Genomic DNA, 17,377 nt, shown 5'->3' with positions numbered 1-17,377 from the left:
GCTTGTCCTCACGGCCACCAGGCGATCGCCAGCCCCGCCGCCAGCGACAGCAGCATGGGGCCGGCGACGCGGAGTGCCAGCTTTCCGGAGCCGATCAGCGCCGCCATCAGTGCCTTGACCAGGTTGTTGACGGACGCCGCCACGACGATACCGATCACGGCGGCCGAGGGGTCGAGGGCGACACGCGACATGCGGGCCAGCGACAGGGTGATGGCATCCACGTCGGCGATCCCGGAGGCGGCCGCCAGCAGGTAGATGCCGGCATCGCCCAGCCACTCGCGACACCACTCCCCGAGCAGCATGATGCCGGTCAGCAGGCCGCCGAAGTAGACGGCGGACTTGAGGTCGAGCGGGTTCTGGTCGAGCGCCGGCCCCGCCACGGCCGACTGGCGGCGGCTGGACCGCCAGATGAGCAGGGCGGGGACGTAGAGCAGCAGTGCCATGATCCCGATCGGCAGCAGCAGGCGCACGGCCAGCGCCGGATTCAGCATCGTGCCCAGCAGCAGCATGCGCGGAAACATGGTACCGCAGGCGAGCAGGATGCCGGCGGCCAGCAGCGGATCGAGCGCCGGCGAGCGGCGCGACAGGCGCGAGAAATGCAGCGTCAGGGCGGTCGACGAGCTCAATCCGGCGAACAGGCTGGTGAACAGCAGGCCCTTGCGCGTTCCGCCGACCCGCACCGCAAAGTAGCCGATGAAGGAGATCGAGGCGATCAGTACCACCATCCACCAGATCGCGTAGGGATTGATCGCCCCGCCGGGCCCCAGGTTGCGGTTGGGCAACAGCGGCAGCACCACCACCGAGATCAGCAGCAGCTTGAGACCGGCGTCGAGCTCGTGGGCCTGAAGGCGGTTGAGCAGGCCGTGGATCGCCGCCTTGTTGTCGAGGATGATCGCGGTGATCACCGCGGCCGCCGTGGCGATGGCCGGCTCCACGGCCACGGCGATCGCCCCGTAGCTGAAGGTCAGCATCAGCCCCACCAGACTGGTGATGCTGTAGTTCGATACCTGGGCGAGCCGCGCCCGGTAGGCGGTCAGGCCGGTGGCGATGACGCCCAGGAACAGGGTGGGGAAGGCCCAGACGGTCAGGCGCTCGGCGAGCAGCGCGGCGACGCCGCCCAGCAGCCCGACCAGGGCAAAGGTCCGGATGCCGGCGATGCGCTGGCCGGCCTGCTGGTGGCGGGCTTCCCAGCCGCGCTCCAGGCCGATCAGGGTGCCCAGCAGCAGGGCGACCATCAGGCGCAGCAGTACCTGGTGGCCGGCGATGAACTGGTGGGTGACTTCATCCACGGATCGGACTCCTCGCGCGCGATGGACGACGCCTTCGCCATCAGCATAGGTGCGTCCATCGTGGAAGTGCCCGGGCGCAGGAGGTGCGCGATGTCGTGGAAAGACTAGTCGCCGGTCGGATCGATGTCGTGGCGCGGCGGCTCGGCATGGCGTTCGGCCAGGAAGTGGCCGAGCGGTTCCAGCCGGTCGATATGCTCGCTGAGCGCCTTGACCGCGACCAGCAGCGGCACGGCGACGATCATGCCCACCACCGACCATAGCCAGGCCCAGAAGGAGATGGTCAGGAACACCACCACAGTGTTCAGCCGCAGGCTGCGGCCGACGAAGTAGGGCGTGATGATCTGGCCTTCCAGGGTGGTGAGGAAGAAATAGGTCCCCGCGACGATCAGCGGCCAGCCCAGCCAGTCGAACGACACCAGCGCCACGACCGAGGCGATGGCGATGCCGGCCAGGGCGCCGAGATAGGGCACGAAGTTGAACAGGAAGGCGATGATGCCGAAGCTCAGCGGGCTGGGCATGCCCAGCAGCCACATGGCCACGCCGACCGCGGTGCCCAGGCCGGCGTTGATCAGCGTGATGGTGAACAGGTAGCGGGAGAGCTTGCGCTCGATGTCCTGGGTGATGCGCACCGCGCGTTTCTTGTCGCGCAGGGTCGGCAACACGTGCACGATCTTTTCGTAGAACATGTCGCCCGAGGCGAGCAGAAACAGCAGCAGCACCAGCGTGAACAGGCACTGGGTGATGAAGGTGGGGACCAGGCTGGCGAGCCTCCGAGTGAGGGTGTTGTCCTGCGTTTCGACCTTCTGGACATCGCTGTCGTCGGACTCGGTCATCGACTCGAGCTTCTCCTTGGCCCTGAAGAAGCCGCTGAACGGCCCCGAGACTTCGTTGAGGCGCGTCTCGATCTTGCGCTCGATGGTCGTGGCATTGTTCAGCCAGCCGCTGACCGGCACGGCCAGGGCGGTGGCGAGCGTGGCCAGCCCCACCAGCAGGGCGATCATGATGAGGATCGCCGCCAGGCCCTGCGAGAGGCCGCGCCGGTGCAGGGTGCGACGCACCGGGCTGAAGACCATCGACAGCAGAAACGCCAGCACGATGGGCACGAGAAACAGCTGGGCGAAGCCCAGCGCGAACACGGATAGGTACAGAAAGATGCCGATGGCGGCCCACCGTGGCACCGCCTGCGGCCAGCCGTCGCGCTGTCTGTACGGGGTCATGGGCGCTCCTTCCCTGACTGCCTTCCCTGGAATTGCCGGGGACGCCGTTGATGGCCTGTCTGGCCCGCGCGCCTGCCCGGTGCGATGCATGGTGCCGTGCCGGACGGGCCGACGTGGGCCTTCGGGCCCGGGGCGGCTCCAGCCTAGAGCCTTCTCGTCAGTTTAGCCAACCCGGCACGACACGCTCCCTTGAAGTTCACGGCGGACGATGCCATCAATGGTTTGAAGGCTATTCAACGCTGGGAAGGAGACGGTATGAAGGTCGTGACACTGAAGGCCCCGGGCGGGCTGGATCATCTGGAAGTGCACGAGCAGCCGGCACCGGGAGAGCCCGGGCCGGGCGAGATTCGCGTGCGGATTCACGCCAGTTCCCTCAACTACCACGACTACGGTGTGGTGTCGGGGGCGATGCCGACCGAAGACGGCCGGATCCCGATGTCCGACGGGGCCGGCGTGGTCGAGGCGGTCGGCGAGGGCGTCGAGGCGTTCGCCGTGGGGGATCGCGTGGTGTCGGGGTTCTTCCCCACCTGGCAGACCGGACCGGCGCCGGTCGGGGACTTCACCACGGTGCCCGGCGACGGCGTCGACGGCTATGCGCGCGAGCAGGTCGTGCGCCCGGCCGGCTGGTTCACCCATGCGCCGGCCGGCTACAGCCATGCCGAGGCAGCCACCTTGACCACCGCGGGGCTGACGGCCTGGCGGGCGCTGGTGGTGGACGGCCACATCAAGCCGGGCGACAGCGTGCTGGTGCTGGGCACCGGCGGGGTGTCGATCTTCGCCCTGCAGTTCGCCAGGCAACTCGGTGCCACCGTGATCGCCACCTCGTCATCGGACGAGAAGATTGCGCGCCTGAAGGAGCTGGGTGCCGATCACACGATCAACTACAAGGCCGAGCCCGAGTGGGGCCGGCGTGTCAAGGAACTGACCGGCGGGCGCGGCGTGGACCACGTCATCGAGGTCGGCGGGCCGGGCACCCTGCCGCAGTCGATCGAGGCGGTACGGATCGGCGGACACATCGCGCTGATCGGCGTGCTCACCGGCCGCGGTGGCGAGGTGCCCACGGCCAAGCTGATGGCCAAGCAGGCCTCGCTCAAGGGGCTGATCGTCGGCAGCCATCAGGACCAGGTCGAGATGGTCCGGGCCATCGAGGCCTGCGGCCTGCGGCCGGTGATCGACCGCTCCTTCGGGCTCGACGAGATCGCCGATGCCTTCCGCCATCAGGAATCGCAGCGCCACTTCGGCAAGATCTGTCTGGAATACTGAGCCTGACCATCCACCGAACCGGGAGTGTCACATGAAGGCAAGTTTCATCGGACTGGGGATCATGGGCCGGCGCATGGCCCGCAACCTGCTGGCGCACGAGGGGCTGGAGCTGACCGTGGCCAACCGCTCGCCGGAGCCGCTCGCGGCCCTGAAGGAGGCCGGCGCCGCCACGGCCGACAATTGGCGCGAGGCGGTGGCGAAGGCCGAGGTGGTCTTCACCATGCTGGCCTCGCCGGAGGTGGTCGAGAGTGTCGCCTTCGGCGAGGACGGCTTCGTGCCGGCAATGCGTGACGACGCCCTGTGGGTGGACTGCTCCACCGTCAACCCGTCGTTCAGCCGCGCCATGGCCGAACGCGCCCGGGAGCATGGCGTGCGCTTCGTCGATGCCCCGGTGGCGGGCACCCGTCAGCCTGCCGAGGACGGCACGCTGACTTTCCTGGTCGGTGGCGCGCGGGCCGACTTCGAGACCATCGAGCCGCTGCTGTCGCACATGGGCGGGAAGATCCTGCACGTGGGCGACACCGGGCAGGGCGCCAGCTTCAAGATGCTGGTCAACGCCCAGCTCGCCCAGTCGATGGCGGTGTTCTCGGAAACCGCCCTGCTGGGCGAGAAGCTCGGCTTCTCGCGGGAGTTCCTCATGGACACCCTGCCGGGGCTGCCGGTGTCGGCACCGTTCCTGGCCGGCAAGGCGGAGCTGATCCGGCGTGGCGACTATGAACCGCAGTTCCCGCTGGAATGGATGCACAAGGACCTGCACCTGCTGGCCCTGACCGCCTACGAGCACGAGCAGCCGCTGACCCTGGCCAACCTCGCCAAGGAGCTCTATGCCGGCGCCAGGCAGGCCGGGCGGGGCCGCGAGGACTTCGCGGCGATCTTCGAGCATCTCGACAACGGCTGAGAGGTCATGATCAGGCACTGCCGCCGGGCCCTGGCCCGGCGGCAGTGCGTTTACAGGCGGGAAGCAGGACGCAGGTCGTAATCGAAGTAGTGATGCATCAGGGTCTCGAAGGTACCGTCGGCGTAGACGCTGTCGAGGGCCTGGTTGAATGTCTCGGCGAGGGCCTGGTCGCGAGGGCGCACGGCAATGGCATTACCGCGTCCAAAGATGGATTCCGGCTTGTTGATTCGCGGCCCCAGCTGCACGAAGTCACTGTCCTTCCCGTTCACCTTCAGAGTGTCGAGTGCCACCGGATAGTTGATGAAGGCCAGATCGATGCGCTGTGACTCGAGGTCCAGGGCAACGTCCGATGCCGTCGCGTAACGCCGTATATCCAGCGTGTCGGCATAGCGATCGGTGACGTAGGTATCCTGAGTGGTGCCGCGCTGGACACCCACCGCCAGTCCCTTTAGTGACGCTGGATCATCAAGCGAGATGTCGGCGCCGCGCCGGGCAACCCAGACCTTGGGCGACATCGCATAGGGATCGGTGAAGCGGACCTGGCGTTCGCGAGCCGGGGTAATTCGCATCGACGAGAGGATGGCGTCGTACTTGCGGGCCAGCAGGCCGGGGATGATGCCGTCCCAGCCCTGCACCACCCATTCACAGTCAAGCTCGGCGCGTTGACAGAGCTCGTTACCCAGGTCGATTTCGAAGCCTGCCAGTTCGCCGTCGGCATTGCGGTACTCGAACGGCGGATAGGGGACATCGACGGCGATGCGTACATGGCGAGGCTCGTCGGCCTGTGCTGTGGCACTCAGGGTGAGTGCCAGTATCGCCAGGGAGCGGGCAGGAAGGTGCTTGAAACATGAGGGCATGGGCAGAGTCCTGTGCAGGAAGAAGGAAACACGTATCGGCTCAGGTCGCCGGCGCGTGACGCTGACGAAGGCGGTGGCGGATGGCCAGGGCGACGGAAACGACGGCCAGTACCAGCAGGATCAGCGAGATCGGCCGCGTGAAGAACAGCGTCCAGTCCTCGTCGGTCATCAGTGCCCGACGCAGGTTGGTTTCGGCGATGGGGCCGAGGATGACGCCGAGCACCAGCGGCGCCAGCGGATACTCGAGCTTGCTGAGCACGTAGCCGATGACGCCGACGCCCAGCAGCAGGTAGATATCCGTTACCCGGTTGTTCAGGGCGAAGGCGCCGATCACGCAGCACACCAGCACCACCGGCACGATGATCGAGCGGGGAATGTCGGTCACGCGCAGGAAGAAGCGCATGCTGAACAGGCACACCACCAGCACCATCGCCGCCGCCACCAGCATGGCGGTGAACATGCCGTAGACCAGGTCGCCGTGATCGAGGATGAGACGCGGCCCGACGCCGATTCCGTGCACCATCAGCGAGGCCATGAGCACCGCGTCGACGGCGCTGCCGGGAATGCCCAGCGCGATCATGGGAATCAGCCCGCCGCCCGAGGTGGCCGAGTTGCCGGATTCCGAGGCGATCACGCCCTCCGGGGTACCGGTGCCGAAGCGCTCCGGTGTGGGCGAGGCCCGCCTGGCCTGGTCGTAGGCGAGCAGGTTGGCGATGCTGCCGCCGGCCCCGGGCACCGCGCCGATGAACACCCCGACCAGCGAGGAACGCAACAGGTTGACCGGGTAGGCCAGCGTCTCGCGCATCGCCGTCAGCGGATTGAAGGACACATCGGCGTTGATCAGGCGCTTGCCCTGCTTGATCTGTTCGGCGTCCTCCACTTCCTGGAGCAGCTGGCTGACCGCGAACATGCCGATCAGTACCACCAGGAACGGAAAGCCGTCGGCCAGCAGGTCGCTGCCGAAGGTGAAGCGGGCCACGCCCATCATCGGGTCGGCGCCGACGGTGGCGATGAACAGCCCCAGCAGCCCGGTCATCAGCCCCTTGAGCATCGACTTGCCGACCAGGCTGGCGACCACGGTCATGGCGAAGATGATCAGCGAGAAGTATTCCCAGGCGCCCAGCTTCACCGCCACCATGGCCAGCGGCGGTGCGGCGATGATCAGGATGACCGCACTCACCAGTGCGCCGAAGAAGGACGACCAGATGCCCAGCGCCAGTGCGCGCCCGGGCTGGCCGCTGCGTGCCATGGGAAAGGCGTCGAAGGTGGTGGCGACCGCCGAGGGCGTGCCGGGGATACCCAGCAGCGCCGCGCTGATCAGGCCGCCTGAGTAGCCGCCCACGTATACCGCCAGCATGGTCGCCACCCCCTGCAGCGGCGCCATGGTGAAGGTCAGCGGCAGGGTCAGCACGATGGCCATGGTAATGGTGAAGCCGGGAATGGCCGCGGCGATGACGCCGGCGATCACGCCGAGCAGCATGCTGACCATCGTCCCCAGGGTGAATAGCTGTTCCACGCCGGAAAGCAGCGTTTCCATCATGGCGAGTCTCCTTTCAAGGATCGCAGACCTGTGATCAGCCCAGCGGGCCGCGCGGCAGGCTGATCACGAATACGTCGCGGAAGAGCCAGTCGAGGCCGAACGAAAAGACCCCGGCGATGACCAGCGCGATGATCAGGCTGCGTGGCCGCCGTGCGCCCAGCAGAATCTGCACCAGCAGCAGAAAGGCGAGCGCGGACAGCGGGAAGCCGAGCATCGGGACCGCCAGGCTGAACAGCGCGAACAGGGCCAGAACGCCCATGGCCAGCCGGTGACGCCACAGCCAGTCGCGGACCAGGCCGCGTGGTGGAGCGGCGAGCCGCGGATAGCGTTTCGCCTCCTGCACGATGATGGCCAGGTTGATGACGATCAGCGCACCCAGGACCAGCCGCGGGAAGCTGCCGGCCCCCAGGGGCTCCCACATCGAGGACGGCAGGGAGGCCGACTGGGCAAACAGCCCGACGAACAGCATCGCCAGGGCGGCATTGAGCACGATATGCGCTCGCGCGTTGGCCCGGTCGCTCTTGCCGGCTCCCTCCCGGCCAGCGGGCCGGGGGGAGTGGGTCGTGTTGGCCTGACTCATTTGGCGAGCTTCCCGGCCAGCCGCTCGACGGTAGCATCGGTGGTCTCGAGGTAGTCCGCGTAGGCCTCGGGGCCCATGTAATGCACCTTGGCGCCGGCGTTGGCGACACCGGAGACGAAGTCGGGATCCTCGGACAGGGCCTTGAGGTCCTCGGCCAGGGTATCGATGCGGGCCTGCGGCGTGCCCTTGGGCGCGATGATGCCGCGGATGATGTTCAGCGACAGCTGGTCATAGCCCAGCTCGGCGAAGGTCGGGACGTCCGGCGTCTCGTCCTGGCGCTCCTGGCTGCCGACCGCGAGGAAACGCAGGTCCCCGTTCTTGACGAACTCGCCGCTGGAGGCGATGTCGCCGATCGCCGCGTCGATGTGGCCGCCGACCAGTGCCCGGATGCGGGCACCGGTGCCCTCGAAGCCGACGTAGCGGAACGAAAGATCCTCGGCATCCTCGATCATTGCCGCATGCAGGTGGGGAATGCCGCCGAGCGTGACGCCGACCCGGATTTCCCCGGGATGCTGCTTGGCGTAGTCGACGAATTCGCCGAAGGTCTGCCAGGGGCTGTCGGCATTGACGGTGAGGTACTGGGGCGAGGCGGTCAGCGCCGCGACCGGGGCGAAGTCGTCCCAGTTCAGCGGTGTCAGGCCGGTATGGTTGGCCACCAGCAGGCCCTCGTGCAGCTGGCCCACGCTGTAGCCGTCGGCATCGCGCTGGGACAGCTCCTTGAGGCCGATGGTACCGCTGACCCCGGGCATGTTGATGACCGGCATCGGCTGGCCGAGGTAGGGTTCGGCATGGTTCGAGACCACGCGCATCAGGGTGTCGCTGCCACCACCCGGTGACCAGGGAACGATCAGCTCGACCGGCTTGGCGGGATAATCGCCTTCGGCGGCCAGCGCGCTGCCGGCGGCCAATGCGAGGCTGCCGGCGAGCAGCCCGCCGACGGCCGCTTTCCACGGTTGTTGGGTCATGTGGCGCAGGGTTCGAGACAGGGTAGCCATGCTGTTTGTCCTTGTTGGCTGTGGAATGTTGGCCCCAGCGGGCCGGTCCGGACGGCGCCGGACGCCGCCCGGATGCTCGTCGGCGCGCTAGCCCAGCAGCAGCGCGCCATAACCGAGTCCGAAGCACACCGCGACGGCGGGATGAATCCGTGTCGCGCCCAGCAGCAGCGCCGCCACGCCGCCGATGATCGCCGTGTGCAGGAGGCCGGCACCGGCCAGCCCCTCGTCGAGAAAGCGCCAGGTCAGAAAGGCCATCAGCACCATCACCACCGGGCGCACCCACTGGCTCATCGACTTGACCTTGATCGAGTCGCGGTAGCGATACAGCGTGCCCAGCGCCAGCAGCATCAGCAGCAGCGAGGGCGCCACGGTGGCGAACAGGGCGACGAGGGCGCCGGGAATGCCGCCGACGTCGTAGCCGATGTAGCCGGCCATCTTGGTGGCGATGGGGCTGGGCAGGGCGTTGCCCAGCGCCAGGGTCTCGGCGAAGGTCTGGGCGGTCATCCAGCCGTAGCGGCCCACCACCTCGTTCTCGATCAGCGGGATGATCGCCGGGCCGCCGCCATAGCCGACGATGTTGGGAATGAAGAAGGCGATGAAGAGCTGCCAGTAGAGCATCAGCTGGCCTCCTTGGTGGATTCGCGGCGCTCGGGGCGCAGCAGGGCGGCGACGAGCAGGGCCCCGATCACCAGTCCCGGGTGGATGCCGAGTCCATAGATCAGCACGCCCGCCGCGCCGCCCAGGGCCAGGGTGAGCGCCCAGCCGAGGCCGGCCCGGGACTTGTTGAAGAAGTCCAGCGTCAGCTTGGCCATCATCACCATCACCACGGGTACCACGCCCTGGCCCATGCCCTGGACCCAGCGCTGGTCGCCGTGCCGGGCATAGAGCCCGAGCAGCGCGATCATGGCGACCACGACCGGGGCGACCACGGCGATCACGGCATTGACGGCGCCCAGGGCGCCGCCGACCCGGTAGCCGATGTAGCCGGCCATCTTGGTGGCGATGGGACCGGGCAGGGTGTTGCCGATCGCCAGCACGTCGGCGAAGGCCTCGTCGTCCATCCAGGCGTGGCGCTTGACCACCTCCTGATGCACCAGCGGGATCATCGACGGACCGCCGCCGAAGCCGAACAGGCCGACACGCAGGAAGGCGAGAAACAGCTGTCGTTGCGACGCCATGGTCACTGCACCGCGATGCTGGCGTCGGTGCGCGGTTCGGTCCCGCCGCAGTAGATCCCGGTGTCGGGGTCGCGAATGATCATCTGTCCCCGTCCGAAGCCGCGACTGTCATGCTCGACACGCATGTCATGGCCGCGCTCGGCCATGGCGCGTACCAGGTGCGCGGGGAAATGATGCTCGACGCCGATGCGCCTGCCGCCCATCCATTGCCAGCGGGGCGCGTCGAGCGCGGCCTGCGGATTCAGGCCGAAATCGACCAGGTTGGTCACCACCTGGACGTGGCCCTGGGGCTGCATGAAGCCGCCCATCACCCCGAACGGGCCGAGCGGCATGCCGTCGTCACGGGTCAGAAAGCCGGGGATGATGGTGTGGAAGGTCTTCTTGCCCGGGGCCAGCACGTTGTCGTGCCCGGGGTCGAGGCTGAAGTTGTGGCCGCGGTTCTGCATGGCGATCCCGGTGCCCGGAATCACGACGCCGGAGCCGAAGCCGTGATAGTTGCTCTGGATGAACGACACCATGTTGCCGGCATCGTCGGCGGTGGCCAGGTAGACGGTACCGCCGGCCTGCGGCCGTCCGGGTCGCGGGTCGAGGGCGTGTTCGCCGATCAGGGCGCGCCGCTCCCGGGTGTAGGCGTCGCTCAGCAGCTCGGCGACGTCGTGCGTCATGTGGGCGGGTTCGGTGATATGGGTCTGGCCGTCGACGAAGGCCAGCTTCATCGCCTCGAGCTGGCGGTGCAGCGTCGCCGGGTCGTCGCGCCCGACCGGATCGAAGCCTTCGAGGATGCGCAGGGCCATCAGGGCCACCAGCCCCTGGCCATTGGGGGGAATTTCCCAGACATCTACGCCCCGGTAACGCGCGGCAATCGGCGTGACCCATTCGGGCGCGTAGGCCGCGAGATCCTCGTCCCGCAGGTAGCCGCCGGTGTCGCGGGAGAAGGCGTCGATGCGCTCGGCGAGCTCGCCGCGATAGAAGCTCTCGGCGCGGGTGGCGGCGATCGCCTCCAGGGTGCGGGCCTGGTCCTCGCAGCGGTGCCACTCGCCGGCCCGCGGTGCGCGTCCCGCCGGCGTGAAGGTGTCGAACCAGGCGGCCGTGGCGGGGTCGGTCAGGTGCGAGCGGAAGGTGGACTCGGCACGCTGCCACAGGCTGGCGATGACCGGCGACACGGGAAAGCCGTCGCGGGCCAGGCGGATCGCCGGTTCCAGCAGGGTGGCGAAATCCAGCTTGCCGAAACGGCGTGACAGTTCGGCCCAGGCGGCGGGGGTGCCCGGCACCGTGACCGGGGTCCAGCCGTGGAGCGGCATTTCGGCATGGCCTGCCGCCATCACCGCCTCGCGGGTCAGCGCCTGCGGGGCCTGGCCGCTGGCATTGAGGCCGTGGAGCCGGCCCTTTCCCTGATCGTCATCGGCGATCCAGACCAGCGCGAAGGCATCGCCGCCGATGCCGCAGCCGGTCGGCTCGACCACCGTCAACGCCGCGGCGGTGGCGATGGCGGCATCCACGGCATTGCCGCCGCGGGCGAGCATGTCGCGGCCGATCTGGCTGGCCTGGGGCTGGGAGGCGGCGACCATGCCATGACGGGCGTAGGTGGCACTGCGTTGCGAAGGATACGGGGTGGCGGGGGAAAAGGGCGTCAGCATGCCGTCTCCGATCGATTGTTGTGGTATAAATCGTTATTGATGAAAAAATCGATTTTTAGGGAAATGACTATGGCCCGTGACTGGGATAACGTCAACAGCCTGTTTCTTCGTCACCGCGATCGATCAACGAGAGGGGCCCCATGACCACATCGCCCTCCGCCGGCACCACGGCGTCCAGCCAGGTCTTCGAGGCGCTCAAGCAGGACCTGATACGCGGGCGCTTCGCGGCCGGCGAGAAGCTCGCCATCAGCGCGCTGAAGACGCACTACGGGGTGGGGTTGAGCCCCCTGCGCGAGGCGCTCAACCGGCTGGCGGCCTATGGCCTGCTCGAGCAGGAGAACCAGCGGGGCTTCCGGGTGCCGGCGATGCGTCTCGAGGAACTCGACGATATCGCCGGACTGCGCACGCAGCTGGAATGCATGGCGTTGACCCAGGCGTTCCAGAACGGGGATTCCGAGTGGGAGTCACAGCTGCTGGCGGCGTCGCATCGGCTGCGGCGCTCGGATGAGCAGCCGGATCGGATCGAGGAGTGGGAGCAGGCGCACCTGCGCTTTCACCGGGCGCTGCTGGGGGCCTGCGGGTCACCCTGGCTGCTGCGCTTCATCGGCCAGCTGCATGACCAGTTCGATCGCTACCGGCGCATGGCGCCGCCCAATCCGGGGATTCGCGCCACGCTGGACGGGCAGCACGGCGCGCTGGTGGAGCTGGCGATGGCCCGCGATATCCAGGCCGCCCGTGCCCTGCTGGACACGCATATCCGGCTGTCCCACGAGGTCGCGCGGGGGTGTTGCTCGCCGTCGCCTTGAACGAGGCCCATCGGCACGACGGCGGGCCCATGGCCCGCCGTCGTGCCTTCGGCGTCAGCTGGGGTTACGGCCTATTCGCCGGCCGTGGCCCCATTGCCGCGCCGCCGGTTGCGACCGCCGCGGCGCCGCCGGCGCGGCCGCTGGCGGTTGTCCTCCTCGGGGCGTGAGGCAGTGCCGGGGCCGGGCCGGGGCGGGCTCCGGCGTGTGGCGGGCTTGCGGTCGGCGTCGGGGGTGTCGACGGCCTGGCCCGGCTCGAAGCCGCTGACCGGGTGGCGCGGCAGGTTGCGCTTGATCAGCCGCTCGATGCCGGCGAGTTCCTTGCCTTCTTCCTTGCATACCAGCGATACCGCCTGCCCGCTGGCGCCGGCCCGCCCGGTGCGGCCGATGCGGTGGACGTAGTCCTCGGCGACGTTGGGCAGCTCGAAGTTGACCACCTGCGGCAGCTGGTCGATATCCAGCCCGCGGGCGGCGATGTCGGTGGCCACCAGCACGCGGATCTCGCCGGACTTGAAGCCGCCGAGCGCCTTGGTGCGGGCACTCTGGCTCTTGTTGCCGTGAATCGCCGCGGCCTCGATGCCGTCGGCCTCGAGCTGGCGAGTCAGCTTGTTGGCGCCGTGCTTGGTGCGGGTGAACACCAGCACCTGCTCCCAGCCCTCGCTGTGGATCAGGTGGCTGAGCAGCGCCGGCTTGCGCGGCTTGTCCACCGGGCAGACCCACTGGTTCACCGTGGCCGCGGTGGTGTTGCGCGGCGCGACGTCGACCTCCACCGGCTCGTCGACCAGGCCCTTGGCGAGGCGGCGGATCTCGTCGGAGAAGGTGGCCGAGAACATCAGCGTCTGGCGCCGGGCCGGCAGCACCTTGAGGATCCGGCGGATGTCGTGGATGAAGCCCATGTCGAGCATGCGGTCGGCTTCATCGAGGATCAGTACCTCGAGGGCGTCGAAGTTCACGGCCTGCTGGCCGTGCAGGTCGAGCAGGCGGCCGGGTGTGGCGACCAGCACGTCGACACCGCGCTTGAGCGCGGCGATCTGCGGATTGATCTTGACCCCGCCGAAGACCACGGTGCTGGTCAGCGGCAGGTGCTTGCCGTAGGTGGCCACGCTCTCGCCGACCTGGGCGGCCAGCTCGCGGGTCGGGGTGAGCACCAGGGCACGGACCTGGCGTGGACGGGCGCGCTGGCCCTCCTTGAGCCGCTCGAGCAGCGGCAGGGTAAAGCCGGCGGTCTTGCCGGTGCCGGTCTGGGCGGCGGCCATCACGTCGCGGCCTTCCAGTACGGCGGGAATCGCCTTGGCCTGAATCGGCGAGGGGGTGTCGTAGCCCTGTTCGGCCACGGCCTTCAGCAGCGGGGCGGACAGCCCCAGGGAAGCAAAGCTCATGGAATCTCTCGGTGGCTGCAGGATGGGGCCGGCGCGAAGGTGCCGGCGGGGCAGCGGGCCTGCAGCTTAACGGATAAGTCGCGCCGCGGCCAGCGAGGGCGTCGTGTGCGGCGGGGTCGTGGCATACTCGGGCCTCGTCTCGAACCGGAGGGAGCGGCACGCGTCATGGATATCCTTGCCACCATCGTCACCATCGCCTGGCTGTCCGGGCTGTGCGCCTTCGCCGGCGGGCTGGGCGCACGATTCAGCGGCCGGGCCCGGACGGCGACCCAGCAGGAGCTGATGCACGGCATCGTGGCCTTCGGGGGCGGCATCCTGGTGGCGGCGGTGGCCTTCGCGCTGATTCCCGAGGGCATGGAGGTGCTGCCGCCGGCCGGCCTGGCGGTGGCCTTTCTGGTCGGGGGCGGGCTGTTCTGCGTGATCGATGCCTACCTCGAGCGACGCGGCGGCAACTGGGCGCAGTTCATGGCGCTGCTGATGGACTTCGTGCCCGAGGCGATCTCGCTGGGCGCGGTGTTCGGGCACGATCGGCGCCTGGGAACGCTGCTGGCGGCCTTCATCGGTCTGCAGAACCTGCCGGAAGGCTTCAACGCCTTTCGCGACATGCGCCACCTGGGGCTGTCCTCCCGCCGGATCCTGCTGGTGCTGCTGGCGGTGAGCGTGCTGGGGCCGCTGGCGGCAGGACTGGGCTACCTGTTCCTGGAGGATCGGCCGGCACTGACCGCCGCGATCATGGCCTTCGCCGGGGGCGGGATCCTCTATCTGGTCTTTCAGGACATCGCACCGCAGTCGCGGATGCGCAATCACTGGACCCCGCCGCTGGGCGCGGTGATGGGCTTCATGATCGGTATGCTGGGCAACGTGCTGGTGGTGTGATGCCCGGGTTCGGCCAGGCCAGGCCCGGCCAGGCCGCACCGCGCGCCGTCATCGCTTCGTCATTCTCCTCTTAAGCCATCGTTCAGCTTGGGGCTCTAGCGTGGGCACGGTCACCGCGCGTGACACCAATAACACCCTGAGAGGAGATTTCCATGAAGACGACCGTGCTGACGGCAACCGCCCTCGCCGCCCTGACCCTGGCCGGCAGCGCCCTGGCCGGCGATCGCTGCCAGGTGCCCAAGGACCAGTGGCAGCCCCAGAGCGCTCTGGAACAGCAGCTCTCGGCGAAGGGCTGGGACATCAAGCGAGTCAAGCAGGAAGAGGGCTGCTACGAGGTCTACGCGCTGGATGCCGACGGCCATCGCCGTGAAGTCTACTTCAATCCCAGGACGCTGGCCCCGGTCGGGGGCGAGGACGACTGATCCATGACCCACGAGACTGCCACCATCAAGGTCTGGGACCTGTGGACGCGCCTCTTTCACTGGAGTCTGGTGACCGCCTTCGCCACCGCCTGGCTGACGTCGGGCGTCTGGCAGACGGTCCACGAGTGGGCGGGCTACAGCGTCGCCGCCCTGATCGCCTGGCGGTTGCTGTGGGGTCTGGTGGGGCCGCACCACGTGCGGTTCCGCCACTTCATCGCCTCGCCGGGTGCGGCGCTGGGTCATCTGAAGGCGATGGCACGCCGCCGGGAACCGCGCTACCTCGGTCACAATCCGGCCGGGGGGCTGATGATCGCCGTGCTGCTGGCGGGGCTGGCCGCGCAGGCGCTCACCGGCTGGCTGCAGACCACCGACGCCTTCTGGGGCGTGGCCTGGGTGCAGGAGACTCACCAGTTCCTGGGCAACGCCCTGCTGGCACTGGTCGGCCTGCACGTGGCCGGGGTGATCGCCTCGAGCTGGCAGCATCGCGAGAACCTGGCGCGCTCGATGGTGACCGGCCACAAGCGGGCGCCGGGGCCGGATGATATCGCCTGACGCTGCCCGGTGAACGAATCGCGAGTTGTGCCTGACGACAGGGCCCGGCGGATGCCGGGCCCTTTCGTGTTCGGGGGCGGAGGGGGTGGCTCAGCGGTCGAGCAGGCCGTAGCGGGCGGTGGGCATCAGCACCAGGACGCTGCCGCGGTAGGGCTGGGTGAACAGCGCCGCGTCACGCTGGGCGGGCGAGACCTCGTCGAGCACCTCGATCAGCGCGCCCTGCGGGTGGTCGGCACTCCAGGCGGCGACCTCGTCGGAGTCGATCACGGCCATGTCGTGGGTGAGGCGGCCGAGGAAGCGGAACTGGTCGGCATAGTCGCCGATATAGGCGACCGGCACGCCCTGCTGTTGCTGATGGCCGATCTCGCGGGCGATCGGCGTGACGTCGTAGTAGCGGGTCAGCGCCGGCGACAACCCCACCAGCAGGGCCAGCAGGCTCAGCGGCCAGGCCAGCGTCATGACCACGCGCCGGGGGTGCAGGCTCAGCCAGGCGATGAACGCCAGCGGCACCAGCGCCAGAAGACGCGTGGCATTGGACAGGGGGGCTAGCGGATAGAAGCGCTGGGCGATCTCGGGCAGGGCGAGCATCAGGCCGGCGAGCACCAGCAGCAGGATACGGTAGAGCCAGGTGCGACGGGGCGGATGGCGCTCGATCTGACCGGCCACCCAGATCGCCAGGAAGGGCAGGGCCGGCATCAGGTAGTGGATCTGCTTGCCGCTGACCAGGCTCAGGATCGCCAGCGGCGGCAGGCAGCCCCACAGGGCGAAGCGCTCGAGCGAGCCGGTGGCCAGCGGACGCCGCCACAGCCAGACGGTCGGCCACGGCAGGGTCAGAAGCGGCAGCAGCGGCAGGTACCAGTACCAGGGACGGGCGTGGTCGAAGGCGTTGGCCACGCGTCCCGCGGACTGGCCCCAGAAGATCGCCTCGGCGTAGGCGGGGCCGCCATCGATCGCCGCGGGGATGGCCCAGGCGAGCACCACGGCGGCACCGAGCAGGGTGGCCGGCAGGATCGCCCAGTAGTGGCGAGCGCCGATCGTCACGCCCTCGGGGCGCCAGAAGCGCATGCTCAGGGTCAGCGGCAGCCAGTAGATCAGGATCACCGGTCCCTTGGCGAGCAGTGCCAGGCCCAGGCCGAAGCCGGCCAGCCAGACCCAGCGCCGATCGTCGCGGTGCACGTAGCGCACCCAGCCCAGCACCGCGATCAGGAAGCAGGTGGTCAGCAGGATGTCGAACATGCTCAGGGCCATGTAGACGAACCACATGGTCATGGCCAGCAGCACCGGCGGCGCCCAGCGCATGCCCGGCGCCTGGGGCGCGGGCCACTCGCGCTGGATGGCCGCCAGCAGCGGGAAGGCCAGCAGGCCCACGGTCGGCACCGCCAGGCGCGCCACCACATCGCTGGTGCCGAACAGCGCCCAGCCGGCCTGAATCACCCAGAACAGCAGCGGCGGTTTGTGGGCGTAGGTCTCGCCGTTGAGCAGCGGGACGAGGAAACTGTGGTGCTGCCACATCTCCCAGGCCACCGAGAGATAGCGTGTCTCGTCGATGGGCATCAACGGCAGTTGGGTGACCCGGATCACGGCGACCGCGACGGCGGTGATCAGGGTCAGCAACAGGCCCGATTGCCAGGTGTGGATCCGGGGCCATGACGACAGGCGAGTGGATAGGGATCGAAGCATCGAAGTTCCAGCGATGGCGTGATGAGGGTGGCGACAGGGTGGGCGCGAATTCTTAACGACAGCTTAGCGATTGTCCTCGGCCGGCCCGCAGGGGGCATCATTATCGGGCCGGGAAGGCACACGTGAATACGCGCTCAGCCATCGTAATCGGCGTGTGTTCGCCCGATTCCGCCCTGCTTGCCTGGTGATGCACGTGACGCGGTGCAGCCGT

At 68.5% G+C, this 17,377-nt stretch carries 17 protein-coding genes; 6 read left to right on the top strand and 11 right to left on the bottom strand.

What is annotated here, in order from left to right:
* Positions 1-8: 8 nt before the first annotated feature.
* On the bottom strand, positions 9-1,289 hold the full coding sequence (locus tag KGQ91_RS01355; protein WP_224420061.1) for an MgtC/SapB family protein: 1,281 nt from the start codon (positions 1,287-1,289) through the stop codon (positions 9-11).
* Positions 1,290-1,393: 104 nt separating this feature from the next.
* Positions 1,394-2,506: an AI-2E family transporter gene (locus KGQ91_RS01350; RefSeq protein ID WP_224420060.1), complete on the bottom strand. Its 1,113-nt coding sequence runs from the start codon at positions 2,504-2,506 to the stop codon at positions 1,394-1,396.
* Positions 2,507-2,761: 255 nt separating this feature from the next.
* Here KGQ91_RS01350 and KGQ91_RS01345 point away from each other — a divergent pair, with 255 nt between their 5' ends.
* Both KGQ91_RS01345 and KGQ91_RS01340 read left to right on the top strand, forming a co-directional pair.
* Positions 2,762-3,769, top strand: coding sequence for a zinc-dependent alcohol dehydrogenase family protein (locus KGQ91_RS01345; protein WP_224416580.1), 1,008 nt, complete (start codon positions 2,762-2,764; stop codon positions 3,767-3,769).
* Between the two features lie 31 nt (positions 3,770-3,800).
* Positions 3,801-4,667, top strand: a complete 867-nt coding sequence (locus KGQ91_RS01340) for an NAD(P)-dependent oxidoreductase (protein ID WP_224416581.1) — start codon at positions 3,801-3,803, stop codon at positions 4,665-4,667.
* A 50-nt stretch (positions 4,668-4,717) separates the two neighbouring features.
* Here KGQ91_RS01340 and KGQ91_RS01335 read toward each other — a convergent pair whose 3' ends face one another.
* From KGQ91_RS01335 to KGQ91_RS01305, 7 genes are all read right to left on the bottom strand, one after another.
* Positions 4,718-5,524 (bottom strand): transporter substrate-binding domain-containing protein, encoded by an 807-nt coding sequence (locus tag KGQ91_RS01335; protein ID WP_224416582.1) that lies wholly within the window; start codon positions 5,522-5,524, stop codon positions 4,718-4,720.
* Positions 5,525-5,564: 40 nt separating this feature from the next.
* Positions 5,565-7,064, bottom strand: coding sequence for a tripartite tricarboxylate transporter permease (locus tag KGQ91_RS01330; RefSeq protein WP_224416583.1), 1,500 nt, complete (start codon positions 7,062-7,064; stop codon positions 5,565-5,567).
* Positions 7,065-7,098: 34 nt separating this feature from the next.
* A complete protein-coding gene (locus tag KGQ91_RS01325; protein ID WP_224416584.1) occupies positions 7,099-7,644 on the bottom strand; it encodes a tripartite tricarboxylate transporter TctB family protein in 546 nt (181 codons plus the stop codon).
* On the bottom strand, positions 7,641-8,639 hold the full coding sequence (locus KGQ91_RS01320) for a tripartite tricarboxylate transporter substrate binding protein (protein ID WP_224416585.1): 999 nt from the start codon (positions 8,637-8,639) through the stop codon (positions 7,641-7,643). The genes KGQ91_RS01325 and KGQ91_RS01320 overlap by 4 nt, the downstream gene beginning before the upstream one ends.
* Positions 8,640-8,726: 87 nt before the next feature.
* A complete protein-coding gene (locus tag KGQ91_RS01315) occupies positions 8,727-9,257 on the bottom strand; it encodes a chromate transporter (protein ID WP_163649811.1) in 531 nt (176 codons plus the stop codon).
* Complete coding sequence (locus tag KGQ91_RS01310; protein WP_163649812.1) at positions 9,257-9,817, bottom strand: chromate transporter; 561 nt, start codon at positions 9,815-9,817, stop codon at positions 9,257-9,259. Before KGQ91_RS01310 ends, KGQ91_RS01315 begins: the two co-directional genes overlap by 1 nt.
* Positions 9,818-9,819: 2 nt before the next feature.
* The gene (locus KGQ91_RS01305; RefSeq protein ID WP_163649813.1) at positions 9,820-11,454 is read right to left on the bottom strand and encodes a gamma-glutamyltransferase family protein; all 1,635 of its coding nucleotides are present in this window, start codon (positions 11,452-11,454) and stop codon (positions 9,820-9,822) included.
* 140 nt (positions 11,455-11,594) lie between these two features.
* Here KGQ91_RS01305 and KGQ91_RS01300 point away from each other — a divergent pair, with 140 nt between their 5' ends.
* Positions 11,595-12,260, top strand: a complete 666-nt coding sequence (locus KGQ91_RS01300; protein ID WP_163649814.1) for a GntR family transcriptional regulator — start codon at positions 11,595-11,597, stop codon at positions 12,258-12,260.
* Positions 12,261-12,331: 71 nt separating this feature from the next.
* Here KGQ91_RS01300 and KGQ91_RS01295 read toward each other — a convergent pair whose 3' ends face one another.
* Positions 12,332-13,636: a DEAD/DEAH box helicase gene (locus tag KGQ91_RS01295; RefSeq protein WP_224416586.1), complete on the bottom strand. Its 1,305-nt coding sequence runs from the start codon at positions 13,634-13,636 to the stop codon at positions 12,332-12,334.
* Between the two features lie 165 nt (positions 13,637-13,801).
* Here KGQ91_RS01295 and KGQ91_RS01290 point away from each other — a divergent pair, with 165 nt between their 5' ends.
* The 3 genes from KGQ91_RS01290 (at position 13,802) to KGQ91_RS01280 (ending at position 15,486) form a co-directional block, all read left to right on the top strand.
* Positions 13,802-14,512, top strand: coding sequence for a ZIP family metal transporter (locus tag KGQ91_RS01290; protein WP_224416587.1), 711 nt, complete (start codon positions 13,802-13,804; stop codon positions 14,510-14,512).
* Between the two features lie 152 nt (positions 14,513-14,664).
* Positions 14,665-14,934, top strand: coding sequence for a PepSY domain-containing protein (locus KGQ91_RS01285; protein WP_163649817.1), 270 nt, complete (start codon positions 14,665-14,667; stop codon positions 14,932-14,934).
* Between the two features lie 3 nt (positions 14,935-14,937).
* Entirely contained in the window at positions 14,938-15,486 is a 549-nt protein-coding gene (locus KGQ91_RS01280) for a cytochrome b/b6 domain-containing protein (protein WP_163649818.1), read from the top strand.
* 90 nt (positions 15,487-15,576) lie between these two features.
* Here the strand turns inward: KGQ91_RS01280 and KGQ91_RS01275 are convergent, their stop codons facing one another.
* On the bottom strand, positions 15,577-17,166 hold the full coding sequence (locus KGQ91_RS01275; RefSeq protein WP_224416588.1) for an ArnT family glycosyltransferase: 1,590 nt from the start codon (positions 17,164-17,166) through the stop codon (positions 15,577-15,579).
* Positions 17,167-17,377: the final 211 nt, after the last annotated feature.

The sequence above is a fragment of the Modicisalibacter tunisiensis genome (genome assembly GCF_020148005.1).
Taxonomy (GTDB): domain Bacteria; phylum Pseudomonadota; class Gammaproteobacteria; order Pseudomonadales; family Halomonadaceae; genus Modicisalibacter; species Modicisalibacter tunisiensis.
This window is presented reverse-complemented; position numbering and strand designations above follow the sequence as displayed.